The organism is Ilumatobacteraceae bacterium (assembly GCA_033344875.1).
In the GTDB taxonomy this organism is placed as follows: domain Bacteria; phylum Actinomycetota; class Acidimicrobiia; order Acidimicrobiales; family Ilumatobacteraceae; genus Ilumatobacter.
The window spans coordinates 2129091-2154360 of sequence record JAWPMO010000001.1; the positions used below are offsets into that span (position 1 = coordinate 2129091).

The following is a 25270-nucleotide window of genomic DNA, read 5'->3' on the forward strand; positions in this document are numbered from 1 at the left end:
CCGTGACCGACACCGCCAAACCGTCCGTCGACGCCAGCAACTACGAGTTGGCCGACCGATATCGAGCCGAAGTGGGACGTGTGTTCCTGTCGGGGGTGCAGGCGATCGCCCGCCTCCCGATCGACCAGATCCGGATCGACCGCCGCAACGGTCTCGACACGGCCGCCTTCGTCAGCGGCTACCAGGGATCGCCGGTCGGCATGTTCGGCGAGGAGGTCGAGCGGGCGAGACGCACCCTCCCCGACCTGCCGGTCGTCAACCGGCCCGGCGTCAACGAGGAACTCGCCGCCACCGCCGTGATGGGCAGCCAGCTGGCGGTCACACTCGACGACTGCACGTACGACGGCGTCCTGGGCATGTGGTACGGCAAGGGTCCGGGCATCGACCGGGCCGGCGACGCGATCCGGCACGCGGTCTTCGCCAGCACCGCACCGCACGGTGGTGTCGTCGCCGTGGTCGGTGACGACCCGAGCGCCAAGTCGTCGACCCTGCCGTCGTCGAGCGACGCCACGATGGTCGACCTGCACATGCCGCTGCTGTTCCCCGGTGATCCGCAGGAGGCGCTCGACCTCGCCCGACATGCGGTCGCCCTCTCGCGGGCCTGCGGCATCTGGTCGGGACTGAAGCTGGTCACCCCCGTCGCCGACGGGACCGGGACGATCGACGTGAGCCCCGACCGGGTGCAACCGGTCATCCCGACGATCGACATCGACGGTCGGCGCTTCGAGCCGCACCCCAACGGCATGCTGATCACGCCGCACACGCTCGACATGGAACGCGAGTTCTTCGAGGTTCGCAACGAACTCGCTCGCGAGTACGGGGCCGTCAACCGGCTCAACCGTGTCACGGTGCGCAGCGGCGACGACTGGATCGGCCTCGCCGCGTGCGGCCACACGTACCACGAGCTGCGCGAGGCGCTCCAGGTGCTGGGTTTCGCGTCCGATGACGATCTGCGCTCGGCCGGCATCCGCCTGTGGCAACTCCAGATGCCGATCCCGCTCGATCGTCACGACGTCCGGGCGTTCGCCGACGGGCTGACCGACGTCCTCGTGATCGAGGAGAAGAACCCGACGCTCGAGATGCTCGTCCGCGACGCGCTCTACGACCTCGCCGAGCGGCCCCGCGTCTGGGGCAAACGCGACGACGACCGACGGATCCTGGTGCCGTTCGACTCGCTGCTCGACGCCGAGCGGATCCTCCCGGCGCTCCGCCATCATCTCGGCAAGCGACTCGGTGACCGCCTCGCGCCACCCCAGGCGAAGCCCGACCGCAACCTGATCCCGCTCAGCGTGAACCGAGCGCCGTTCTTCTGCTCCGGATGTCCGCACAACACGAGCACCCGCGTCGAACCGGGCACCCTCGTCGGGGGCGGAATCGGGTGCCACGCCATGGTCGCGTTCATGGAGCCCGAACGCACCGGCGACATCGTCGGCCTGACGTGCATGGGCAACGAGGGCGCCCAGTGGATCGGCATGGCACCGTTCGTCGAGCGCAAGCACCTCGTGCAGAATCTCGGCGATGGCACGTTCTTCCACTCGGGTTCGCTCGCGATCCGCGCCGCGATCGCGGCCGAGATCGACATCACCTACAAGCTGCTGCTCAACGGCACGGTGGCGATGACCGGCGGCCAGGACGCACAGGGAGCCGTCGACGCCGACGCGATCGCCTCGATGCTGCTCGCCGAAGGGGCCAAGCGGATCATCATCACGAGCGACGATCCCGATCGGGTCAAGGGGCTCGACGTGCCGGCCGGTGTCGACGTCTGGGACCGCTCACGGCTCGACGAGGCACAGCGGGTGCTCGCCGAGATCCCCGGCACCACGGTGCTGATCCACGACCAGGCATGCGCCGCCGAGAAGCGCCGGGCCCGCAGCCGCGGCACGATCGAGACCCCCGGCTTCCGCGTGGTGATCAACGAGCGCATCTGCGAGGGGTGCGGTGACTGTGGCGACAAGTCGAACTGTCTGTCGGTCCAGCCGATCGACACGCCCTACGGCCGCAAGACCGGCATCCACCAGACGAGCTGCAACTTCGACTTCTCCTGCATGCAGGGCGACTGCCCCGCGTTCGCGACCGTCACCGTCGACCCCGACGCCAAGAGCGCCGACCGTCGGATGCCCACACCTCCGGCGCCCGACGACCTGCCGGCGCCGGTCAGCGTGGTCGACGCCGACAACTTCACCGTTCGCCTCTCGGGCATCGGCGGTACGGGCGTGGTCACCGTCAGCCAGATCATCGGCACCGCGGCGATGCTCGACGATCTCCACGTCCGCGGTCTCGATCAGACCGGCCTGTCCCAGAAGGCCGGCCCGGTCACCAGCGACGTCCGGATCAGCCGGCACGCGCCCGCCGAGTCGAACCACGCGAACGAGGCCGGCGTCGACTGCTATCTCGCGTTCGACATGCTCGCCGGATCGAGCAATGCGCACCGCGAGGGCGCACGCGCCGGCACGACCGTGGTGATCGGTTCCGTCGATGTGGTCCCGACCGGCCAGATGGTCGCGAAGCCGGGCGCGACGGCGTACCCGGAACAGTCGCTGCTGCGGCAACGGCTCGACGACGTCTCACGGCCCGACCTCAACCGGTACCTCGACGCCGCGGCACTCACCCGCGGCCTGTTCGGAGCCACGACCACCGCCAACATCCTCATGATGGGCGTCGCCGTGCAGATCGGGGCGTTGCCGGTCGATCCGGCGGCCATCGAGCGGGCGATCGAGCTCAACGGGGTCGCCGTCCAGGCCAATGTCGCCGCCTTCCGATTCGGACGCCAATGGGCGGTCAGCCCGGCGGTGGTCGAAGCGGCCGCGGGCGTGACCGCCCCTCGCGTCGAGACGCTCGACCAGCTGATCGACCGGCTCGCCGCCGATCTCGCCGACTACCAGGACGAGTCCTACGCCGAGCGATTCACCGAACGGGTACGAACCGCCCGGCGGGCCGAAGTCGGCCTCGACGCCGATTCGACCCGATTCACCGAGGCGGTCGCCCGGCACCTCCACAAGCTCATGGCCTACAAGGACGAGTACGAGGTCGCCCGGTTGGCGCTGCTCGACGAGTCCCGGCGCCGCTACGAGGCCGTCGGCGGTGCCGACACGACCGTCACCTATCATCTCCACCCGCCGGTCCTCCGTTCGCTGGGCATGGACCGCAAGCTCGAGTTCAAGCGCACGGCCACCCCGTCGTTCACCGCGCTGCGGGCGATGAAGCGTGTGCGCGGGACGCTCGCCGATCCGTTCAGGTGGGCCGAGGTCCGAAAGATCGAGCGCGCCATGATCCCCGAGTACGAACAGGCGGTCGACGCGCTGTGCGCCGGGCTGACCCGCTCGAACATCGACGAGGCCACCGAGATCGCCACCCTCCCCGATCGGGTGCGTGGCTACGAAGACCTCAAGCTGCGTCGCGCCGCCGCCTACCGGGACGAGCTCTCCCAGCGGCTCCAACGTTTCACTTCGCGCTGACCGCCGCCAGACTGGCGACCCATGTCGATCTGGACCGTCGTCTTCTTCATCGTCGGCATCGCCGCCCTGGTGATCGGCGCCGAGGCGCTCGTCCGCGGCGCCGCCCGACTCGCCGCCCGCACCGGTCTGTCGCCCGTGGTGATCGGTCTGACGGTCGTCGCGTTCGGCACGAGCGCACCCGAACTCGCCGTGAGCGTCGGCGCATCCTGGCGGGGTGAGACCGACCTCGCCGTCGGCAACGTCGTGGGATCGAACATCGCGAACATCCTGCTGGTGCTCGGCGTCGCGGCAGCGGTCGGCGGCGGCCTCGTGGTCGCCCAGCGGATCGTACGAATCGACGTACCCATCATGCTGGGGCTGTCGGTTCTCGTCTACCTGCTGGGCCTCGACAACCGCCTGAGTCGGTGGGAGGGCATCCTGTTCGTCTGTCTCCTGGTCGGCTACATCACCTGGACGGTCGTCAGCTCCCGTCGGTCCACCAAGGCGGCGGTCGCGACCGAGTACGACGAGGCACTCAGCGAGGAGAAGCTGCGCGAGAGTTCGGCCCTCGCCGACATCGGGTTCGTGCTGTTGGGCCTCGCGCTCCTCGTCGTCGGCTCGCAGGCGCTCGTCGAGGCGGCCACCGACATCGCGCGTGCGCTCGACGTCAGCGAACTCGTCATCGGGCTGACGGTCGTGGCGATCGGAACGTCGCTCCCCGAGGTCGCCACCTCCGTCATGGCGGCGATGCGCGGCCAGCGCGATCTTGCCGTCGGCAATGCGATCGGTTCCAACCTCTTCAACATCCTCGCCGTGCTCGGTCTGACGGCAGCGATCTCACCGAACGCGATCGTGGTCCCCGACGGTGCGCTGTCGCTCGACCTGCCCGTGATGATCGCCGTCGCGATCGCCTGCCTGCCGATGTTCGCAAACGGCTACGCGCTGCTGCGGTGGGAGGGCGTGCTGTTCCTGACGTTCTACGCCGCGTACCTGGGCTGGCTCGTCGTCGACGCCGCCGACCATCAGATCAAGGACGGCTACGCGATCGGCATCCTCGGCTTCATGCTGCCGCTGAGCGTGATCACCCTGGTGGTCATCGGCGTGCGCGCACGGCGGTCGGGCACGTCACTCGCGAGTTGACTCGGCGGCGTCGAGCGCCGGCGAGAGCAACGCCGCACCGGCGATGCCGGCGTTGTTCGCCATCGACGCCACCACGACCTCGCAGCCCGGGTCGACCCGGTGCATCCACTTCTCCGGCTTCTTGCTCGCCCCGCCGCCGACGATGATCAGCTCCGGCGAGAACAGCATCACCACGTGCCGGAGGTAGTGATCGACCCGGTCGCCCCACTGCTCCCAGCTCAGCCCGTCCCGCTCCCGTGCGCTCGCGGCTGCTCGCTTCTCGATGTCGGGACCGTCGAGTTCGAGATGACCGAGTTCGGTGTTGGGGACGAGGACCCCGTCGTTGAACAGTCCGGAGCCGATACCGGTCCCGAATGTCAGACAGAGCACGACCCCGCCACGATCGCGTCCGCTCCCCCACGTCATCTCGGCGACGCCGGCCGCGTCGGCATCGTTGAGCACCGACACCGGGGCGCCGACGGCTTCGGTGAAGAGCTCGTCGGCATCGATGTCGATCCAGCTGTCGTCGATGTTCGCAGCACTCCTGACGATGCCGCGGGTGACCACCGACGGCATGCACACACCGACCGGGCCCTCCCAGGCGTGACGCTCGACGAGCTTGCGGACGACCTTGGCGAGCGCCTTCGGCGTCGCCGGCTGGGGTGTGTCGATGCGCACCCGGTCGGCGGCGAGCTCACCCGTCGCCAGGTCGACCGGTGCCGCTTTCATGCCCGTCCCGCCGATGTCGATCCCGAAGCCGTACTCGCGTGTGCTCACGGTCGAACACGGTAGCGACACCACCGCCACCGCCGCCGCTTTCCGCCGAGTTGGGACGGATCGTCAGGCGCGGGCGCGGGTCTTGCGCAGGATCGGATCGGCCGCTGCGAGTGTTCGATCGGCGAGTCTCATCGTGAAGCCGGCCGCCCCCGGCGTCTGCGAGTCGACGAGATTGCCCATCACCTGCAACGTGATGTCGGCGATCTTGTGGGTACCGACGGCGAACCGGAGCCCGGTCCGCATCAGGCCCGGATGCCCGATCAGGAAGGCGAACCGCCGGCCGGTGCGCAGGAACCCGTCGAATCGCTCGCCGATCTGCTCGTCGTAGCGATCGGGAGCGGTGGCGGGATCGGCGAGGAACAGGTCGGCGGCGAGCATCCCCGACTCGAGGCCGTAGTCGATGCCCTCACCGTTCATCGGATTGACGAGTCCGGCGGCGTCGCCGATCGCGACCCAGCCCGGTCCGTGGCGCTTGACCGCGCTCATCGGGAGGCGCCACGCCCGTGGTCGTTCGAGGTTCGGGCCGATCTCCCACGAGTCGGCGACGAGACCGCGGTAGCTGTCGAGCAGGTGGTTCAGATTCAGCCCTTTGAACCCCTTCATCGTCGACAGCGCGCCGACGCCGATGTTCACCGTGCCGTCGCCGCACGGGAACATCCATCCGTATCCCGGCACCCAGGTACCCCGACCGTCGCGGATCGTCAGGCACGCCTCGAGGTGTTCGTCGGCATGTCGGGGACTCTCCACGTAGGCACGGATCGCGAGCCCGAACGGCTCGTTGGGGTCACGCTCGGCGCCGAGCGCCCGGGCGACCGCCCCCGGGGCACCGGTGGCCGCGACGACGAGGTCGGCACCGATGGGGCCGTTCGGCGTCGTGATGCCGGTCACCCGGCCGGTCCGGTCGTCGAGCACCGGCTCGCCGGTCGTCTCGAACCGGACGTCGGCGCCCGCTCGGATCGCGGCGTCGATCAGCGCCGCGTCGAGCCGTCGCCGCGGCCAGACGGCACCGTGGGCGGGGAACCGACCCGTGTCGGGCCACGGCAGCTCGCGGACCTGCTTGCCGGCGATCATCCGGAGTCCGGCGATGCGATGTGCACCGTCGAGCGGTATCTCGAGTTCGTTGAGCGCCGCGACCGCACGGGGGGTCAGGCCGTCACCGCAGATCTTGTCTCGGCCGTACGGGCCCTTCTCGACGACGACGACCCGGGCGCCGGCACGGGCCGCCCTGATCGCGACCGCGGCTCCGGCCGGTCCGCCGCCGATGACCGCGATGTCGAAGCGTTCCACGCCCTCGATTCAATCGGGAGAATCAGTCGGCCGTCGACGTCGGCAACACGTCACCGTCGTCGGCGATCCGCTGGTGGTGGTGGATCACCTCGGCCACGATGAACCGCAGGAACTTCTCGGAGAACACCGGATCGAGCCCGGAGTCCTCGGCGAGCGTGCGCAGACGGGCGACCTGCCGGGCCTCGCGATCGAGATCTGCCGGGGGCAGCCCGACCGACGCCTTGTACCGGCCGACGTCCTGGGTGATCTTGAACCGCTCGGCGAGCAGGTGGATGAGTGCGGCATCGATGTTGTCGATGCTCGAGCGGTACCTGGCGAGCTGCTCATCCGTCATGGTGACCAGACGCTACCGGATCTCCTCGCCACGCCAAGGGGCTACGTTCGCGAGATGGATCCTCTGCCGGTGCTGTTCGTCGATCATCCGTTCCCGGAGATGTACCTCGACCTGGTCGACGGGCGGGCCACGGTGGTCGGCTCGGGCAGCGACGACGGGTTGGCCGATGCCGTCGCTGTCGTCGCCGGCGCCTCACGCCCGTGGGACGCCACCGCGTTCGCGCTGGCGCCTCGGCTCCGGGTCATCTCGCGGGTCGGCGTGGGCTACGACAACGTCGACGTCGAAGCGGCGCATGCCGCCGGTGTCGTCGTGTGCAACGCCCCGCTCGCACCGATGGTCTCGACCGCCGAGCACACGATGGCGCTGATCTTCGCGGTCACGAAGCATCTCCCTCATCAGATGCGCCGAGCCGAACAGGGGCTCCGGGGTGAGCCGGTCGGTCGCTCGCTCGAACTCGACGGCCGCGTGCTCGGCCTGGTCGGCATCGGCCGGATCGCGAGCCGGGTGGCGGTCGCCGCCCAGGCGCTCGGGATGCGGGTGATCGCGACCGACCCCGCCATGAGCGAGTCGCCGGTGGCCGGGGTCGACCTGGTCGGCTTCCACGAACTCCTCGCCATGAGCGACGTGGTGTCGTTGCACGCCCCTGCCGTGCCGTCGACGATCGGGATGATCGATGCCGACGCCATCGGTCGCATGAAGCCCGGCTCGTACCTCGTCAACTGCGCTCGCGGGCTGCTGGTCGACCACGACGCGCTCCGCGTCGCGCTCGACGCCGGGCACCTCCTCGGAGCCGGACTCGACGTCACCGACCCCGAGCCGCTCCCCGCCGGCCACCCCCTGCTCGATCGCCCCGACGTCGTCGTGACCCCGCACGTCGCCTCCGCGACCGCTGCGGGACGTCACCGGCTGTACGCCCACGCCATCGACAACGCGTTGGCCGTGCTCGACGGCAGACCGGCCTCCGTCGTCGCGCCATCGACCTGACAGACTCGTCGCATGACTTTGCGTGACACCCTCTCGGCCGGTGGCGAGGCCCTCGGCTTCTGGCTCTCGATGCCCGGTTTCGTCGGTGCCGAGATCGCCGCCAGGCAACCCGTCGACTACGTCTGCGTCGACACCCAGCACGGGGCGATCGACTACCTCACGTCGGTGTCGATGATCCAGGCGATCGAACTCGCCGGCGGCACCCCGATCGTGCGGGTGCCGTGGAACGAGCCGGGGATCATCGGCAAGTCCCTCGATGCAGGCGCACACGGCGTCGTCGTGCCGATGGTGAACACTCGAGCCGAGGCCGAGGCGGTCGTGCGCTCATCGCGCTACGTGCCAGAGGGCGCCCGGAGCTGGGGGCCGATCATGGCGTCGCAGCGCCACCCCGACAACCGGGCGTGGGCCCACGAGACGATCTGCGTGATCCCGATGATCGAGACCCGCGAGGCGATCACGAACCTCGACGACATCCTCTCGGTCCCCGGCATCGACGCGATCTACGTCGGACCCGCCGACCTGTCGCTCAGCCTCGGTCTCCAACCGTCGGGCAACGCCGACGAGACGGTGCTCGACGAGGCGCTCGCCACGATCGTCGAGGCCTGCGGACGCCACGGCGTGACCCCGGGGATCCACAGCTCCGGCGCGCTGGCGCAACGTCGCCGTGATCAGGGTTTCCGGATGATCACGATCGGCAGCGACGCGCTCGCGCTCCGAGCGGGGTACGCGGGCGAGCTGGCCGCCTCGGCGGGGCCCGCCGACGAGTCGTCGGCATCAGGCAGCCTGTACTGACCCTACTCGCCCATCGACTCAGATCGGGCGACGACCGACCGCTACCCGGTCATGTCCGGCCAGGTCGGGACGGATCGCCGCGTCTCGATAGCCGTGGATGTCGAGCAGCTCACGCACGGCACCGCCCTGGTCGGCGCCGATCTCCAGGACCAGGTGACCGTCGGCCGCGAGTCGGTCGGGGGCGCCGGCGATCAGCGTCCGGATGTCGTCGAGCCCGTCGGTGCCGGCGAACAGCGCCGAGCCCGGCTCCCAGTCACGCACCGACTCGCCGAGGTCGGGCGATCCGACCGCCACGTACGGCGGATTGCTGACGACGACGTCGCAGACCACGTCGGAGGGCAGGGCGTCGAACCACGACCCCGATGCGATACGGACGTTGCGGGCGGTCCGCCCGATCCCGGCGAGGTTGGCGCGGGCGACCGCGATCGCATCATCGCTCACGTCGGTCATCCACACCGTCGTGTCGGCGACCGGAAGCTCGAACGCCAGCGACAGGCCGATCGCTCCCGAGCCGGTGCCGAGGTCGGCGACCGTACGTGGCCCGGGCACGACGGCGGACAACTCGATCGCCAGGCCGGCGACCAGCTCGGTCTCGGGTCGGGGGATCAGGACCCGCCGGTCGATCGCGAGATCGAGATGCCGGAACGACCACCGGCCCAGCACGTACGCGAGCGGCTCGCCGGCGCGGTACCGGGCGACCATGGCATCGAGGTGCGCGACCGTGCGAACCGTCGCCGGCTCGTCGAGTGCAGCATCGAGTTCGTCACCGTCGAGCCCGACGGCGACCTCGCACAACCAGCGGGCCTCGTGCCGGGACCCCACGACCTCGGCGGTCTGATCGAGGAGCGCGCTGATGGGAACGAGCTCGCTCACGTCAACCTTCGAAGGCAGCCAGCTGCTGCGCTCGCTCGTCGATCAGCAGCGGTTCGACGACGAGATCGAGATCACCGGCGAGCACATCGGCGAGGCGGTACACGGTGAATCCGATCCGGTGATCGGTGACACGGTTCTCCTTGAAGTTGTACGTGCGGATCTTCTCGCTGCGGCCACCACCACCGACCTGCGATCGGCGTTCGGCCGACAGCTCGTCGTCACGCTCTTGTTGCGCCAGGTCGTACAGACGAGCGCGAAGCACCTGCATCGCCCTGGCTCGGTTCTGGAGCTGGCTCCGCTCGTCCTGCATCGTGACCACGACACCGGTCGGGACGTGGGTGATCCGGACCGCCGAATCGGTGGTGTTGACGTGCTGTCCACCGGCTCCCGAGGAGCGGTAGACGTCGATGTCGAGGTCGCGTTCGTCGATCTTCACCTCGACCTCGTCGACCTCGGGCAGCACGGCGACGGTCGCCGACGACGTGTGGATCCGACCTTGGCTCTCGGTCACGGGGACCCGCTGGACCCGATGCGGCCCGCCCTCGAACTTCAGGTGCTGCCACGCATCGTCGCCCCGGACGACGAACGTCACCTGGTTGACGCCGCCCAGGTCGCTGGGCGTGTGCGACAGGACTTCGAGCTTCCATCGGCGGCGCGCGGCGTAGGCGGCGTACATCTCGTTGAGGTCGCGCGCGAACAGGTTCGCTTCCTCGCCACCCTCGGCACCCCGGATCTCCATGATCACGGCGCGTCCGGCGTGCGGGTCGCGTGGCAGGAGCAGCTCACGGAGTCGCTCGGCGAGTCGGGCGAGGTCTCGTTCTGCGCCGGCGACCTCGTCGGCCGCCATCGCCCGCCCCTCGGGATCGGGGTCGTCGAGCATCTCCCGTGCCGTTTCGAGGTCGCCGGAGCGTGCGAGGTGTTCGCGATGGGCGGCGACCAGCGGTTCGAGTTCGCGGTATCGCTGTGACACGACACGCAGCTGATCCGGGTCGCTCGTGGTCGCGGGGTCGGCGAGACGGGCTTCGAGTTCACGGAACTCGTCGGCGACAGCGGCCAAACGAGCGGAGACACCTGGATCGAGCATGGCCTCGGCAGGCTATCCGCTCGCGGTCTCCGTCAATCTTGAGTTGTTATCGCTCAGCATTTCTGTATCATGATCACTGTTCTCTTCGAACATCGAGAACGAACCATCAGTCTCATCATCATCAGACACCCCGCAGGAGGTCACCCATGTTGGTACGGCACCGCACCTACACCCCCACCTTTGATCGCACCTTCGATCGCACCTTCGATCGGGCGTTCGAACAACTCACCAACTCGTTCTTCGAGACCCGTCGCGCCGACGGTCCCGTCATCGACGGTGCGTGGATCGACGACGAGTACGTCCTCACCGTCGATCTGCCGGGCGTCCCAGCCGACGCCGTGTCGGTCGAAGTCACCGGCGCACAGCTCACGGTGAGCGTCGCCACCGATGCACTCGACTGGAAGCGCTCGATGCGGCTCGGCGAACGACTCGACCCCGACAAGGTCGGCGCCCGCCATCTCGACGGTCGTCTGACCGTTCGCATCGGCGCCGTCGACGAGCCCGAGGCACGCACGATCGCCATCGACACCTCGGCGCCCGAGCGGGCGATCGAGGCCACCTCGTCCGACGATCAGTCGACCGAGACGAACGTCACCGAGTGACGCAACCGGTCGGCGATCTCGTCGACCAGACCGATCCGGTCTCGTGGCGGCAACGCCACCACGAGACGCCCTCCGCCGACGCCCGGTTCGCCCAGAGCGAGCCGGGCGTCGGCCGCGTACGGGATCAGATCGAGATCGACACCCGACGAGCAGACGACCACGACACGTTCGCCGGCCGGCCCGATGCCGGCGGCGACGCAGGGCAGCGGGTCCTTCAGGTTGGGGCGTGGGATCGGCGGCGGTGCCGGAGCGAGCACGCCGGCACCGACCAGTTCGGGTTGCTGTTCGAGTCGCCAGCGGATGAGGCGCTCGGCACCCAGCGACTTGAGCGGGTGTGGTGGCCCGTCCGGTGAACGGTGCCCGGCGACGGCCTCGACGACCCGTGCCAGCGAGGCCACCGCCGGCACGTCACCGTGCATCATCTGGAACGCTTCACGATCGTGGGCCCCGACGCCGACCTCGAGCCGGGTGGCGCCGGTGGCGGGGTCGTCGACCACTCGGCACACCTCGAGACCACGGACCTCGCCGGTCAGCACACCGTGCTCGACGACCGGTTGGGCACCACCCTCCTCGATCAGGGCCCGGAACGTCTCGTGCTCGACGGATGCCGGCGCCGGGCTCGGCAACGGGTCGGGCTCGGCGCGGCGCATCGAGCGCCCTTCGGCGAGCCAGACGGTGATCGGCAACTCGAACTCGGCGGCTCGCCGCGCGAGCACACCGGTGCCGTCCTCGGCGACGATGTGGAGCCTCCGGGCGCCCGAGCGGATCGCCCACGCGATCGCGGCTCCGAGACGGCCGGCGGGCCGTTCGTCGAGCAACACCCATCCGTCGTCACCGTCGCGCAGTGCTGCTCCCGGGGCGAATTCGACGGGTGCCTCCGGCGGGCGGCCGAGCTCGTCGGTCACCAGGGCCAGCAGTTTGATGCCGTTCAGTCGGCTCCGGCGCGATCCGTCGTCGTGTGTGTCGCTCACGCGACCGACCGTATCGGCACGGCGAGCCGATCTAGGCCACGAAGTAACCGAGGACGTCCCCGATGACCTGACACTCCGCGATCTCGTTGGCGATCGTGAGCGCGCCGCCGTCGCCGAGACGGCAGATCACCAGGTTGGCGACCGTCTGCCCCGGAGCCAGGTTCAGGTTGGACGTGCCCGGATTCTCCTCGCCGTAGGGCCAGACCGAGATGAACGACGGGCCCGCGACCTCGGTCGCGGCGACGTTCATGACGACGGCGGTCGCCGTCGGCGGCACCGCGCCCGAGCCACCGAGCGTGAGTCGAACCGGCTGCCCGGGGCCGACCGGCCCGTCCGCGCCGACGCCGTAGCGGGTGTCGAGCACGCGACGTGGCGGTGTCGCTCGGAGCTGATCGCCGTTGGAGGTGAAGTAGCCGAACACGTCGGCGAGGACGTGCCGGTTGCCGCCGGCACCGCTGATCGTGACCTTGCCGCCCTTGCCCAGTTTGCAGATCGCCAGGTTCGGCACGGTGTCGTTGGCGAAGAAGTTGACGTTCGACGTGTCGGGTGCGGGGCTGCCCGTCGGCGCGACGCTGACGAATCCGGGGGCGTCGGGTTCGGTGACGGTGAGGTTGAGCACCACCGCTGTTGCGCCGGTTCCGGGCACACCGGCCTTGCTCGCCACCTGCACGTCCATCGTCTCGAGGTGCCCCAGCTTGCCGCGCCGTGGGCCGACACCGGTGCGGGTGTCGAACAGTCGGGCCGGATCGACCGGCTGGAATCTGTCGCCGCCGTCGGCGGCGAAGTAGCCGAACACGTCGACGACGCAGTGGGTGTTGCCGTGCGAGTTGAACACCTCGATGCAGCCGTCGTCGCCGATTCCCATCACCACGAGGTTCGGCACCGGTCGACCGGGGCCGCCGTTGATGTTCGAGGTCGACGGACGAGCCGTCGCCCCGGGATACACGGTGAAGAACATCGGCTGTGTCGCTTCGACCGCCGTGACGTTGGCGACGACCGCCGTCGCCTTCGCGTCCACACCGGCGACGCCGCGCACCTTGACCCGCACCCGTTCCTCGGAACGCAACCGCCGGCGGAGCACACCGCCAAGACCATCGCGGGTGTCGGCGACTCGCTTCGGGGCCAGCGGCACGAAACTCGACGGCGCTGTCACCGTCGCAGGCCCGGGTGCGATGCCGCCGCCCGGCAGGATCCCGGGTCCGCGGCGGAACAGGCCGAGGTTCTCGAAGTTACCGCCGAGCACGTCGCTCGACCCGCCACCGAGCCACCCGTCGATGATCGACGCGTAGTACGAGCGGAAGTCGACGTGGTGCCCCATACGTTCCCACCGGTTGAGGCCTGCCATCTTCGGCTGCCGGCCGTACATGCCGCCCCGGACGTTCTCACCGAACACCAGGTGGGGGGCGGACGACCCGTGATCGGTACCGGCACCGTCGTTGCTCCACGGCGTGCGGCCGAACTCGGAGAACGTCATGACCGTGACGCGACTCTTCCAGGCGGGGTCGAGCACTTCGAAGAAGCGTTTGACGGCGGCGTTGAGTTCCCGCATCCGGACCGGGTGCTGGTCGGGTTGACCGGCGTGGCTGTCGAAGTCGCCGTAACCGGCGGTCATGACCCGGAAACCCAGGTTCGCGTTGATCAACCGGGCGGCGACGTCGAGTCGGGCGACGACCGGCGTGTCGGAGAGATTGTCCGACGACGGGATCACCGGCGCCAGCTGTTGAGCGAGATCGAGCTGATCCACCATCGCCTCGGAGACCGCACCGAACCAGGGGCCGTTGGCGCCGGACTGCATCGCCCGGATCGCCTGGTAGCCGCGTCGGCTGCGTTCGGAGTTGTCGGCGCCGAACCCGGGGGTGGACGGCGGCACCACGGTGCCACGGGCGGCTGCTCCGACGAGGTGCAGCGGGACCGAGTAGCCGACCTCGGCGGCCGCGTACAGGTCTTTGGAGCCATCGAGGTAGCCGTCGAGCCAGCGGCCGAGCCAACCCGACGTCGGAATCGCGTGCGGCCGTCCTGCCATCCAGTACGCCATCGAGTTGAAGTGGGAGAAGTCGGGGTTCGGGTAGCCGATCCCGTTGACCACGGCGAGCTGTCCGTCGTCCCACATGCTCTTGAGTTCGGTGAGTTCGGGGTTGAGGCCGAGGCTCTCGGTGAGCGGCAGCGTCTGGCCCTCGGGGATCGCGAGGCTGCCGTGCATGTCGTAGTAGTTGCCGTCGTTGAAGGGAACGACCGTGTTCAGACCGTCGTTCCCGCCGAACATGCCGATCACGACGAGGATGCCGTCGGTCGGGCCGACCGGTCCCGCCGCCCAGGCAGGGGTGCCGAGTCCGTCGAGGAGGTCGGCGACGAGCGGCGACACACCGCCGGCCGCCACACCGGCGCCGGCGCCCATGCCGACGAGTTGCAGGAACGACCGACGATCGAGGGCGTGCGGGTCGGTCTCGGCGTGGGAGAGATGGGCGAGCGCATCGCGGCTGGTGATGTCGGGATCGAACACGATGGCCTCCTCAGGCGACCTGGAGATCGGGGGCGAGCATCACGAGATGGAACAGGTCGCTGCGTTCCCAACGGGCGGAGTTGCGGGCGAACTCCGCGAGGGCGTCGTACGACCCGGCGGACAGCGAGAGGTCGGCGAGCCGCAGCATCTCGTCGATCACCTTCAGCGGCTGGTCGTCCCATGCATCCACATCCGCCCGGGAGATCGTCCCGTTCCGGAGGTGGAGTGCACCGCCGCTCCAGTAGTCCTGCATCGAGCGCCAGATGATCTGACGGACCGTCTCGGTGCGCTTCGCCATCGCGCTCGCGTTCACCCAGTAGCTGTTGTGCTTCCAACCGCTGACGTTCGGTGGGAAGAGTGGCCGCTGGCCCATGCCCTGCATCAACCACAGCGGCGTCGCCTCGGCCGAGCGTCGCCCGGTCGCGTACAGCAGCGCGACGGTGAATTCGACCGGGGAACGCACGAGGCCCTGCTTCACCGAGGTCGAGTAGAACTCGTCTCGCATCAGGAGCGTCCTGAGCCACGGTCGGATGTCGAAGTCGTGAGCGAGCGCGGCGTCGCGGAGCGCGGTCAGCACCGCGCCCGGCGGCTCGGTGCCCGCGAACTCGATCCAGAGCTTCTTCGACAGGAACTCCGCGGCGACCTCCTTCGAGGGGCGCCCGCCGTTGTTCGGTGCGGCGCCGGGGATCGTGCCGTTGCCGAGCATGACCTCGATCGTCTCGCGGCCGTGCCGGGTCGCATCGGTGCCCTGATTGATGTTGCGGCCCAGGAAGCTCTTGGTCGAAGCGTCGTGCCAGTCGGCGCGCCAGACGTACTCACCGTTCTGCCAGTTGTCCGTGTGGCCGGTCCATGCCGCCGTGGCGGCCTCGACGTCGGCTTCGGTGTAGTTGCCGACGCCGAGCAGGAACAGCTCCATCAGCTCGCGTGCGAAGTTCTGGTTGGGCGACGTGTTCCGGTTCTGGTTGTTGTCGAGATAGCGCAGCATCGCCACCTGCGTCGACATCTCGATCGCCAGGGCGCGCACATTCGTGAGCGATCCGCGCCGGAACGTGTCGATCTGCTCCTGCATCAGGTCGGCCGAGCCGACCTTCGTCAGCTCGGAGCAGAAGTGGCCGTGCCAGAAGAAGCCCATCTTCTCCTGGATCGGCTTGGGCGAATCGTGCGCCATCCGGTCGAGCCAGTGGTGCGTGAGCTGCTCGCCACGACGCCAGTTCTCGCTGTGGGTCAGGTTGGCCGACCCGGGGTTCGCCGGCACGTCGAGAATGTCATCGACCGCGTCGCCGCGCGACTGGTCCTTCAACGCGTCGATACGAGATGGCCGCGCGACGAATTCGGTGCGGCGCAGCAGGTGTTCGAGATCTGCGATGGCTGGCATGAGACTCCCGGGGTGTGCTTCTTGGGGTCATCGTCGGCCGCCCCGCCGAACTTGATGTCGATCGCACAGTTTGACCGAAACCTGAGCTGATCATGTGTCGCGCCGCACACGCTGCCGAAAACGACGACACCGCCCCGACGAGCGGGGCGGTGTCGTTTTGGTCGTTCAGCGGCTGACGCCGCGGACGTCACTTCTTCTTGCTGCGGTCGCCGTAGCGCTTGTTGAAGCGCTCGACACGGCCACCGGAGTCGACCAGCTTCTGCTTACCGGTGAAGAACGGATGGCACTCGTTGCACAGCTCGAGGAGCTGCTCGCCGGGCTTCGTCGACTTCGTCGTGAACGTGTTGCCGCACGAGCACTTGACCGTGACGTCTTCGTACGTGGGGTGGATTTCGGTTTGCATGACTGTGCTCCCTGAGGAATTCGGACTGTGGAAGGATAACCCCGGCCCGACGGAATTTTGTTCCCGCGGGCCGCACGGCGGTGGTCACGGAGGGGGTCTGACCCCCTCCGATCACATGCCGGGTTGTTTGGCGATCTCGGTGAGGAACTCCTCGTTGGTCCGGAACGTCTTGAGACGGTCGACCAGGAGTTCGAGGCCCGGCGCCGCATTGCCGTCGGCGGCGAGACCGCTGAGCACACGGCGAAGCTTCCACACCATCTGGAGCTGCTTGCGATCGAACAGCAACTCCTCGTGCCGGGTGCTGGACGCATCGACGTCGATCGCCGGGTAGATGCGTCGCTCGGCGAGCTTGCGATCGAGACGGAGCTCCATGTTGCCGGTGCCCTTGAACTCCTCGAACACCGCCTCGTCCATGCGGCTGTTCGTCTCGACGAGTGCCGTGGCGAGGATCGTGAGCGAGCCCCCCTCCTCGACGTTGCGGGCGGCACCGAAGAAGCGCTTCGGCGGGTACAGCGCCCCGGCGTCGATACCGCCGGAGAGGATGCGCCCGCTGGCAGGGGCGGCGAGGTTGTAGGCACGGGCCAGTCGGGTGATGCCATCGAGCACGACGAGTACGTCGTCGCCGTACTCGACCATCCGCTTGGCCTTCTCGATCGTCATCTCGGCGATCTGCGTGTGCTGATCGCTCGGTTTGTCGAACGTGGACGCGATCACCTCGCCCTTGGCCATCCGCTTCATGTCGGTGACCTCTTCTGGCCGCTCGTCGATCAGCAGGACGATGACCTTGACCTCGGGGTTGTTCTTCTCGACCGATGCCACGACGGTCTTCATGACCGACGTCTTGCCGGCCTTTGGCGGCGAGACGATGATGCCGCGCTGCCCCTTGCCGATCGGGCTGACGAGGTCGATGATGCGGGCCGTCATGTTGGTCGGGTCCGACGGGTCCTCGAGTCGGAGCTGCGAATCGGGGAAGAGTGCCGTCAGATCCTCGAAGCGGGGGCGCTTCTTGGCCTCTTCGGGCGGGCGGCCGTTGACCGAGTGGATCTCGAGCATGGCCGGGTTCTTCTCGTTGCGGCCGGCCGGACGCGACATGCCGACGACGTGGTCGCCCTTGCGGAGGCCGTACTGGCGGCTCAGCTTGACCGGGATGTACGAGTCGCTCTTGCTCGCCAGGTAGTTGTTGACCCGGACGAAGCCGTACCCCTCGTCACGCAGGTCGAGGTAGCCGTCGACCTTGACGGGTTCGTTGCTCTGCGGCTCGTTGGTGTCGTCGTCGGACTCGAGCAGTTCGCGGTCTTCGCCCTGTGGTCCGTCCTGGCCGCCACGGCCCTTGCGGCGCCGGCGGCGGCGCTTGTTGCGCGACTCGCCGTCGCCGTCGTTCCCGCCCTGGTTGTTGCGATTGTTGTTGCGGTTCTGGTTGCGACCGCCCTGATCACGCTGTTGGCGATTGCCCTGGTCCTGCTTGCCGTCGCCCGACTGCTGGCCGCCGGACCGGTCGTCCTGTTTCGCGTCGGACGAGTCGGAGCCGGACTTCGACTCGTCGCGCTGCTCGTCGCGCTTGGTGTCGTCGCGCTTGGTGTCGTCGCGCCGGCCGCCGGACTGGTCGGCGGACTTCGACCCGTCGCGCCGGTCGCTCTGCTGTGCGCCGTCCTGCTGTGCGCTGTCCTGCTCGGTCTCGCGCTGCTTGGTGTCGCGCTGCTTGGTGTCGCGCTGCTCGGTGTGGCCGGCGTCGGCATCACCGCCGTCCTGTTCGGCCTGCAACTCCCACTCGGCCTTCGGCTCGTCGGCCGGGTCGGGCGGCGGAGGCGGCGTCGCTGCGGCCTTGGCCGGAGCACTCGACGCGGCGGAAGCCGTGGCCGGCGCGGCGTCGGAGCCACCGGACGAACCGCCGGTCTTCGACAGGATCTGGCCGATGATGTCGGCCTTCTTGTTGCGAGCGCTGGCCTTGACGCCGAGCGCCTCGGCGATGGCAATCAGCTGCGTCTTGTCCTTCGATTCGAGGACGGATTGTTCGAGCGCCTGTGCGGTCACGATGACCTACTTCCCTTGATGTCGGGGGGATGGGGGCGAGGCAGGATTCACCACGAACGATTCGCCGTGAACGCCACGCTTCCGGAGTGGAAACACACATGTTCGATCGGCCGACGGCGGATCGATGGACCCCTTCGGACCGCTGTCGACTCACGAGTCGGGCAAACCGTACGAAGTGGTGTCGGGTCGAACACGTGCGACCCGGGATACCCCAGGTGAACCCACTGTAGCCCGGTCCACTCCCCCAGCACAACGCACGCCCGAACACGTGTGCGAGCGGGCGGCACGAGCCGGTCGGCGCCGGCCGTCCGATCAGGCCACGACGCGGGCGACGGAGCGCACGAACGCCTGGACCGTTGCGAGGTCGTTCGGCAGCGTGCGGGTCCGCTCCGGCCGCGCGAACAAGTCGGCCAGGTGCTCCGGGAGCGCCGGCCGCACGCCGGTGGCCCGCTCGACGGCGTCGGGGAACTTCGCCGGGTGTGCGGTCGACAGGGTGACGATCGGACGCTCGCCGCCGAAACGTCGGGCGGCGGCGGTGGCCGTCGCCGTGTGCGGGTCGATCAACAGACCGGTTTCGCCGTGGATGCGCGAGATCTCCTCGATGGTCTCGTCGTCGTCGAAGCGAGCCGCTCGGAACGAACCGTCGACGAACTGCTGCTGCTGGTCGGGCTCGATGCCGAGCCGGCCGGACGAGCGGAACAAGCGCAACTGCTCGGCGGTGATGCCGCCGTCACGACCGTTCATCTCGAACAGGAGACGCTCGAAGTTCGACGACACCTGGATGTCCATGCTCGGGCTGAGCGTCGGCACGACCTCACGGGCCGACATGTCGCCGTCGTTGATGAAGCGGGTGAGGATGTCGTTCGAGTTCGATGCGACGATGAAGTCGTTGACGGGTGCGCCCATCTCGCGGGCGATCCACCCGGCCAACACGTTGCCGAAGTTGCCGGTCGGCACGCAGAACGTCGGCTCGCCGGCCAGCGCGGTCGACGCCGTGACGTAGTAGACGATCTGCGCCATCACCCGGGCCCAGTTGATCGAGTTGACCGCTGACAGCTGCAACTCGTCACGGAACGCCGCGTCGCCGAACATCGCCTTCACGAGGTCCTGGCAGTCGTCGAAGTTGCCGTCGATCGCGATCGCGTGCACGTTCGGACTGTCGACGGTGGTCATCTGGCGGCGCTGCACGTCGCTCGTGCGGCCGGCCGGGTAGAGGATCACGATGTCGACGTGGTCACAGCCCTTGACGCCGTCGATCGCCGCCGACCCGGTGTCGCCGCTGGTGGCACCGACGATGGTGATCCGTCGGCCGCGCTGGTCGAGCACGTGGTCGAACATGCGACCGACCAACTGGAGGGCGACGTCCTTGAACGCGAGCGTCGGCCCGTGGAACAGCTCGAGGAGCCAGTGATGATCGTCGATCTGCACGAGCGGCACGACCGCCGGATGCCGGAACGTCCCGTAGGCGTCACGGCAGAGGTCGGAGAGGACGCCGGCGCCGAGGTCGTCGCCGACGAACGGCTGCATGACGGCTGCCGCCGTGTCGGCATAGGTCGTGGCACCGGCGAGGTCGGGCAACGTCGGCCACTCGCTCGGAACGTAGAGGCCGCCGTCGTTCGCCAGGCCCGCGAGGAGGACGTCGGCGAACCCGAGTTCGGGCGCGTCGCCGCGGGTGGAGACGTACCTCACCTCACGAACCGATCACCCGGATGAAACCACCGATGCGGCGCACCACGTCGAGATCCCGCAGGTGGCGCACGGTTGCCTGCACATCGGCCTCGCGGGCCGAGTGCGTGATGAACACGAGCCGCGCTTCCGGCCCGATGCCCTCCTGCTCGGCGGCACGGATGCTGACGTCGTGTTCGGCGAACGCGCCGGTGACGGCGTGGAGCACGCCGGGTTCGTCGACCACGTCGAGGCTGAGGAGGTACTCGGCGCTCGTCTCGTCGATCGCACGGATCTTCGCCTTGGCGAACGAGCCGAGACTGCCGTAGGTGCCCTTGTCGAGGTTGACGGCGGCGTCGATCACGTCGCCGAGCACCGCGCTCGCCGTCGGTGAACCGCCGGCGCCGCGGCCGTAGAACATGAGCTGGCCGACGGCATCGCCCTCGACGAACACCGCGTTGAAGCTCTCACGGACGCTCGCCAGCGGGTGGTGCTTCGGCACCATCGCCGGATGCACCCGGACGGCGATCTCGCCGGTCGCGACGTCGCGTTCGGCGATACCGAGCAGCTTGACGACGTAGCCGAGGCGCTGGGCGACGGCGATGTCCGCGGCGGTCACGCCGCTGATGCCCTCGTGGTAGACGTCGCCGGCGACGACTTTGGCGCCGAAGGCGATCGTGGCGATGATCGCCGCCTTGGCGCCGGCGTCGTAGCCCTCGACGTCGGCGGTCGGGTCGCGCTCGGCGAAGCCGAGCTCCTGCGCCTCGGCCAGGGCCTCGCCGTACTCGGCGCCCTCCTCGCTCATCTTGGTGAGGATGAAGTTGGTGGTGCCGTTGAGGATGCCCATCACGCGCGTGACCGGCTCGCCCCGCAGGCTCTCGCGCAGCGGGCGGACGAGGGGAATGCCGCCGGCGACCGCGGCCTCGAACAGCAGGTCGACGCCGTGTTCGTCGGCGATCGCGTACAGCTCGGGGCCGACGTTGGCGAGCAGTTCCTTGTTGCCGGTGACGACCGGCTTGCCGTTGCGCAACGCCGTGGCGATCAGTTCGCGGGCCGGTTCGATGCCGCCGATCACCTCGACGACGAGGTCGATGTCGGGGTCAGCGACGACCTCGTGGGCGTCGCGGGTGAGCACGCCGTCGGCAATGGTCGTGCCCCGGTCCTTCGACATGTTGCGGACCGCGACGCGGGTGATCTCGAGCCGGATGCCCGTGCGGGCGGCGATCATGTCGGACTGCTGCTCGATCAGCGGGACGAGGGCCCCGCCCACGTTGCCACAGCCGAGCAGGCCGATCCGGATGGTGCGGGGGGTCACGTCACTGGAGTCGTTGGCCACGCAGGCAGGCTAGTGGGCGAGGCGCCGCAGGGCCCCGACGCGTTCGGCGAAACCCGGCTACCACTCGACGGCGACCGGGAACGCAGCGAACGCTGCATCGCGACTGACCAATGCGGCTCCTTCGATGACCGCCTGTGCCGCCAACATGCGGTCGAACGGGTCACGATGAGGCTGATCGAAGCGCCCGGCCACGATGGCGTGCTCCACGCCGATCGGCAGCTCGGTCGACCGAAGCCGATCGATCGCGAACGAGAACCCCTCGATGATCGGCTCGGCCTGCGAGAACTTGCCCAGGCGATGCTTGGTCGAGATCTCCCAGGCCGACGCCGCTGAGACGAACAGCTCGTTCGACGGGTCTTCGACGAGTTGTCGCGCCCGGCGGCTGAGTTCGGCCGGAGCGCTGACCGCCCAGACGAACGCGTGCGTGTCGAGGAGGAGCCTCACGGACCTTCCCAGGCCGCGAGTTCGTCGTCGGTCAGCGGGTCGAACGCAGAGCAGTCACCCGCCGGTGACGGCCAGACTCCGGCGAGGAAACCGAGTTCCCGCGGTTCGCGACTCGTCGAGACGAGACGTGCCACGGGCACTCCGGCCTTGGCGATCACGATGTCTTCGCCGGCCGCCACCTCTTCGAGCAGGCGCGACAGGTGCGTCTTGGCCTCGTGCACGTTCACCGACTTGGTCATATGGGTTAGTCAACCATGGCGTCGCTCCGACGACAAGAGCCGCCGCTCCGCAGGCCGGATCGCCGGGAGTCGATCAGTAGTCGTAGTCGAAGTCGTCGTCGGCGGTCTTCGCCGGACGCCGGATGTCGTAGTACTCGTCGACCGCGGCGATCACCGCGTCGAATCGGTCACGCTGGAGCACGGCACCCTCTCGGCGGGTCTTGTCGGCGTCGATGTCGAGCATGCGCCAGATGCGGGCATAGCTCGTGCGCCGCTTCGGGTCCCAGTCGCCGGTGCCGATCGCGATCTGCGCCTCACGGTCGTTCTGGCGGGTGGTGAGCGGCACGCCGACCAGGCTGCGGTTGCGCCGGCCGATCACGACGACGGGGCGGTCCTTGCCCTGCTCGGGGTCTTCCTCGAACGGCACCCACGTCCACACGACCTCGCCGGGGTCGGGGTCGCCGTCGATGCGAGGCGAGTACTCGACGGTGACGACACCTTCGGGTGGCAGGGTTCGGGTCGACGCCCTGCTCCGGCTCGGCTCGGTCGACGTGCGGCGAAGCCGGTCGCGTGCCTTCTGACTGGCCGACTTGGTGGCCTTCTTGGTGGTCGTGGTGGCGGTCTTGCCGACGTCGGTCGCCGTCGACCGCCCCTTCCGGAGGATGTCTTTGAGCATGTCGCCCAGCCCACCGCTCGGCGGATCGGTCGCCGGTTCGTCGTTCGCTCCACGGTTCGGATCGTCGATGTCGTCGATGTCGAGGCGGCGGCCACCGCGAGCCTTCTTGGTCATCTGCTCGAAGTACCCACCGATGTCGCGCGCCATGGGCCGATCGTACGGCACGCTCCGAACTCCGCTGCAACGACGCCCGTCCGTCCGTGCTTGGCTGGGGAGATGGCCAACCCGCGACTGTCGACGATCGAGCTGATCCACCGGGACGACGACCCGGTGGCGACGATGATGCTGAACCGGCCCGAGCGACTCAACGCGCTCTCCGCCGAGACCCTGCGCGACGTCGTGCGTGCCTGTCGGTGGCTCGACGAGACCGAAGCGATCAAGGCGGTCGTCGTGCGCGGTGCCGGACGGGCGTTCTCGGCCGGGTTCGACCTCGACGACTTCCGTTCCCTCGACGGCGACGCCTCGCCCCGCGACAACGCCGACCTCGGACGCCTCGCCGCCGAGGCGCTGACCGATGTGCGGCCGCTGACCATCGCGGCGATCCACGGTCACTGCGTCGGTGGCGGGCTGGTACTGGCGGCCGCGTGCGACCTGCGGGTGGCGGCCGACACGGTGCGGTTCTCGATCCCCGAGGTCGACCTCGGTATTCCGCTCGCCTGGGGCGGCATCCCACGCCTGGTGCGCGAACTCGGGCCGGCGCTCACGAAGGAACTCGTGCTGACATGCCGGCCGTTCGACGCCGAGGAGGCCAAGGCGCTGCGGTTCCTCAATCGGGTCGTGCCGGAGGCGCTGCTCTTCGACGAAGCCGATGCGCTCGCGACCGAACTCGCCTCGAAACCAGGCTTCGCGCTGCGGGCGACGAAGCAGCACGTCAACGCGGTGACCGAAGACCTCGCCGGCACCCGCCGCAATGCCAACGACGCCGACACCCTGGTCGCCGCGATGGCCGACGAGGAATCACGCGCGATCAGCCGCGCCTACCTCGAGTCGAAGCGGCACTGATCAGCACGCGGAGCGCGCGAACGGAGCGAAACTGGTTCGCTCGGTTCGGCGCCGGGGTTCAGCCGACGTCGGTGGCGAGCAGGTCGTCGAACGTCTCGCGCCGGACGACGAGCCGGGCGTCACCGTCGTTCACGAACACGACCGGTGGCCGCGTGATGCGGTTGTAGTTGGAGCCCATCGACTGGCCGTAGGCGCCGGTGACCGGCGTGGCGAGCAGGTCGCCCACCCGGGCGTCGGCCGGCAGTTTGGCGTCGAACAGCAGCACGTCACCGCTCTCGCAGTGCTTGCCGACCAGACGGCCGTGCAACGTGCGATCGACGAACGGCGCCCGAGGCAGGAACGACTCGTAGCCCGATCCGTACAGCACCGGTCGCGGGTTGTCGCTCATCCCTCCGTCGACCGAGAAGTAGGTGCGCACGCCGGGGATGTGCTTGATCGTGCCGAGCGTGTAGACGGTCATCGCCGACGCCGCGACGATCGACCGACCCGGCTCCACGCTGACCCGGGCGGTCACCCCGAGCGACTCGCACGCGTCGCGCAGGACGTTCCCCCACTGGGTGATCGACGGCGCTTCCTCGGTCTCGACGTAGGCGACGCCGAGGCCACCGCCGAGCACGAGTTCCGGCAGGTCGAGCGGGGCGGCGAAGTCGGCCATCACCTCGGCGGCCTTGCCGAAGCTGGACGCCGCGAACACGTTGGAGCCGATGTGGCAGTGCAACCCGACCAGGTTCACGCTCGCCGATGCCCTGGCCCGCTCGACGGCACGCATCGCATCGCCGTTGCCGAGGTTGAACCCGAACTTCGAGTCGTCCTGGCCGGTGGCGATGAACTCGTGGGTGTGGGCGTGCACGCCGGGCGTGATCCGCAGGAGCACGTCGGGCACCGGGCCGACGCCGTCGGCGTGGAGCACATCGAGACGGTCGAGCTCGTCGAACGAGTCGACCACGATCTGGTGCACGCCGGCCTCGACCGCCTGCCGCAGTTCGGCGACGCTCTTGTTGTTGCCGTGCATCACGCACGCGCTCGCCGGCACACCCGCCGCGAGCACGGTGTGCAGCTCGCCGCCCGTGGCCACGTCGAGGTTCATCTGCTCCTCGTAGGCGAGGCGGGCCATCGCCTTGCAGAGGAACGCCTTGGTCGCGTACACCGCCTGCTGCGGGCCGAACGCGGCGACCGCCTCGCGGCACCGGGCCCGGATGTGTGCCTCGTCGTACACGAACAGCGGCGTGCCGAACTCGGCGGCGAGGTCACGGATCGAGCAGCCGCCGATCGTCAGCCAGCCGTCGTCGCCGACGGCTGCCGTGTCGGGGAGGAGTCGTTGCGGCAACGCGGTCACGCCGCCACGGTATCCGCGGCGACCTCG

The 25270-nt window shown here is 69.0% G+C and carries 22 protein-coding genes; 6 read left to right on the forward strand and 16 right to left on the reverse strand.

Features of this window, described 5'->3' with window-relative positions; translation table 11 throughout:
- Positions 1-2 precede the first annotated feature (2 nt).
- A complete protein-coding gene (locus tag R8G01_10105) occupies positions 3-3455 on the forward strand; it encodes an indolepyruvate ferredoxin oxidoreductase family protein (protein ID MDW3214340.1) in 3453 nt (1150 codons plus the stop codon).
- Positions 3456-3476: 21 nt separating this feature from the next.
- Positions 3477-4574, forward strand: a complete 1098-nt coding sequence (locus tag R8G01_10110) for a calcium/sodium antiporter (GenBank protein ID MDW3214341.1) — start codon at positions 3477-3479, stop codon at positions 4572-4574.
- On the opposite strand, the gene R8G01_10115 is transcribed toward R8G01_10110, so the two are convergent.
- The 3 genes from R8G01_10115 to R8G01_10125 form a co-directional block, all read right to left on the reverse strand.
- Positions 4560-5330, reverse strand: a complete 771-nt coding sequence (locus R8G01_10115; protein MDW3214342.1) for an ROK family protein — start codon at positions 5328-5330, stop codon at positions 4560-4562. The two genes, R8G01_10110 and R8G01_10115, sit on opposite strands and share 15 nt — an antisense overlap.
- 63 nt (positions 5331-5393) lie before the next feature.
- Positions 5394-6617, reverse strand: coding sequence for an NAD(P)/FAD-dependent oxidoreductase (locus R8G01_10120; GenBank protein ID MDW3214343.1), 1224 nt, complete (start codon positions 6615-6617; stop codon positions 5394-5396).
- A gap of 22 nt (positions 6618-6639) precedes the next feature.
- Positions 6640-6951 (reverse strand): chorismate mutase, encoded by a 312-nt coding sequence (locus R8G01_10125; GenBank protein MDW3214344.1) that lies wholly within the window; start codon positions 6949-6951, stop codon positions 6640-6642.
- Between the two features lie 54 nt (positions 6952-7005).
- On the opposite strand from R8G01_10125, the gene R8G01_10130 reads away from it, so the two are divergent.
- Together R8G01_10130 and R8G01_10135 are read left to right on the forward strand one after the other, a co-directional pair.
- A complete protein-coding gene (locus R8G01_10130) occupies positions 7006-7935 on the forward strand; it encodes an NAD(P)-dependent oxidoreductase (protein MDW3214345.1) in 930 nt (309 codons plus the stop codon).
- Between the two features lie 12 nt (positions 7936-7947).
- Positions 7948-8727 (forward strand): aldolase/citrate lyase family protein, encoded by a 780-nt coding sequence (locus tag R8G01_10135; protein ID MDW3214346.1) that lies wholly within the window; start codon positions 7948-7950, stop codon positions 8725-8727.
- A gap of 18 nt (positions 8728-8745) precedes the next feature.
- Here R8G01_10135 and prmC read toward each other — a convergent pair whose 3' ends face one another.
- Both prmC and prfA read right to left on the reverse strand, forming a co-directional pair.
- Entirely contained in the window at positions 8746-9600 is an 855-nt protein-coding gene (gene prmC, locus R8G01_10140; GenBank protein ID MDW3214347.1) for a peptide chain release factor N(5)-glutamine methyltransferase, read from the reverse strand.
- 1 nt (position 9601) lies between these two features.
- The gene (gene prfA, locus R8G01_10145; GenBank protein ID MDW3214348.1) at positions 9602-10684 is read right to left on the reverse strand and encodes a peptide chain release factor 1; all 1083 of its coding nucleotides are present in this window, start codon (positions 10682-10684) and stop codon (positions 9602-9604) included.
- Between the two features lie 146 nt (positions 10685-10830).
- On the opposite strand from prfA, the gene R8G01_10150 reads away from it, so the two are divergent.
- Positions 10831-11286 carry an Hsp20 family protein gene (locus tag R8G01_10150; protein MDW3214349.1) on the forward strand — a complete coding sequence of 152 codons (456 nt, stop codon included), beginning with the start codon at positions 10831-10833 and terminating at the stop codon, positions 11284-11286.
- Here R8G01_10150 and R8G01_10155 read toward each other — a convergent pair.
- The 10 genes from R8G01_10155 to R8G01_10200 form a co-directional block, all read right to left on the reverse strand.
- Complete coding sequence (locus R8G01_10155) at positions 11256-12257, reverse strand: hypothetical protein (protein MDW3214350.1); 1002 nt, start codon at positions 12255-12257, stop codon at positions 11256-11258. The genes R8G01_10150 and R8G01_10155 overlap by 31 nt on opposite strands.
- A 31-nt stretch (positions 12258-12288) precedes the next feature.
- On the reverse strand, positions 12289-14757 hold the full coding sequence (locus R8G01_10160; GenBank protein MDW3214351.1) for a DUF1501 domain-containing protein: 2469 nt from the start codon (positions 14755-14757) through the stop codon (positions 12289-12291).
- A gap of 10 nt (positions 14758-14767) precedes the next feature.
- The gene (locus R8G01_10165; protein MDW3214352.1) at positions 14768-16132 is read right to left on the reverse strand and encodes a DUF1800 family protein; all 1365 of its coding nucleotides are present in this window, start codon (positions 16130-16132) and stop codon (positions 14768-14770) included.
- Between the two features lie 187 nt (positions 16133-16319).
- The gene (gene rpmE / locus R8G01_10170; GenBank protein ID MDW3214353.1) at positions 16320-16535 is read right to left on the reverse strand and encodes a 50S ribosomal protein L31; all 216 of its coding nucleotides are present in this window, start codon (positions 16533-16535) and stop codon (positions 16320-16322) included.
- Between the two features lie 111 nt (positions 16536-16646).
- A complete protein-coding gene (gene rho / locus R8G01_10175) occupies positions 16647-18566 on the reverse strand; it encodes a transcription termination factor Rho (protein ID MDW3214354.1) in 1920 nt (639 codons plus the stop codon).
- A 312-nt stretch (positions 18567-18878) separates the two neighbouring features.
- Complete coding sequence (thrC, locus tag R8G01_10180) at positions 18879-20255, reverse strand: threonine synthase (GenBank protein ID MDW3214355.1); 1377 nt, start codon at positions 20253-20255, stop codon at positions 18879-18881.
- A 1-nt stretch (position 20256) separates the two neighbouring features.
- Complete coding sequence (locus tag R8G01_10185; GenBank protein ID MDW3214356.1) at positions 20257-21567, reverse strand: homoserine dehydrogenase; 1311 nt, start codon at positions 21565-21567, stop codon at positions 20257-20259.
- 57 nt (positions 21568-21624) lie between these two features.
- Positions 21625-22011 (reverse strand): type II toxin-antitoxin system VapC family toxin, encoded by a 387-nt coding sequence (locus R8G01_10190; GenBank protein ID MDW3214357.1) that lies wholly within the window; start codon positions 22009-22011, stop codon positions 21625-21627.
- Positions 22008-22250: a type II toxin-antitoxin system prevent-host-death family antitoxin gene (locus tag R8G01_10195; protein MDW3214358.1), complete on the reverse strand. Its 243-nt coding sequence runs from the start codon at positions 22248-22250 to the stop codon at positions 22008-22010. Before R8G01_10195 ends, R8G01_10190 begins: the two co-directional genes overlap by 4 nt.
- A 73-nt stretch (positions 22251-22323) precedes the next feature.
- Positions 22324-23052 (reverse strand): type II toxin-antitoxin system PemK/MazF family toxin, encoded by a 729-nt coding sequence (locus tag R8G01_10200; GenBank protein ID MDW3214359.1) that lies wholly within the window; start codon positions 23050-23052, stop codon positions 22324-22326.
- Between the two features lie 69 nt (positions 23053-23121).
- Here R8G01_10200 and R8G01_10205 point away from each other — a divergent pair, with 69 nt between their 5' ends.
- On the forward strand, positions 23122-23907 hold the full coding sequence (locus tag R8G01_10205; protein MDW3214360.1) for an enoyl-CoA hydratase/isomerase family protein: 786 nt from the start codon (positions 23122-23124) through the stop codon (positions 23905-23907).
- A gap of 58 nt (positions 23908-23965) precedes the next feature.
- On the opposite strand, the gene lysA is transcribed toward R8G01_10205, so the two are convergent.
- Positions 23966-25243: a diaminopimelate decarboxylase gene (gene lysA, locus R8G01_10210; protein MDW3214361.1), complete on the reverse strand. Its 1278-nt coding sequence runs from the start codon at positions 25241-25243 to the stop codon at positions 23966-23968.
- Positions 25244-25270: the final 27 nt, after the last annotated feature.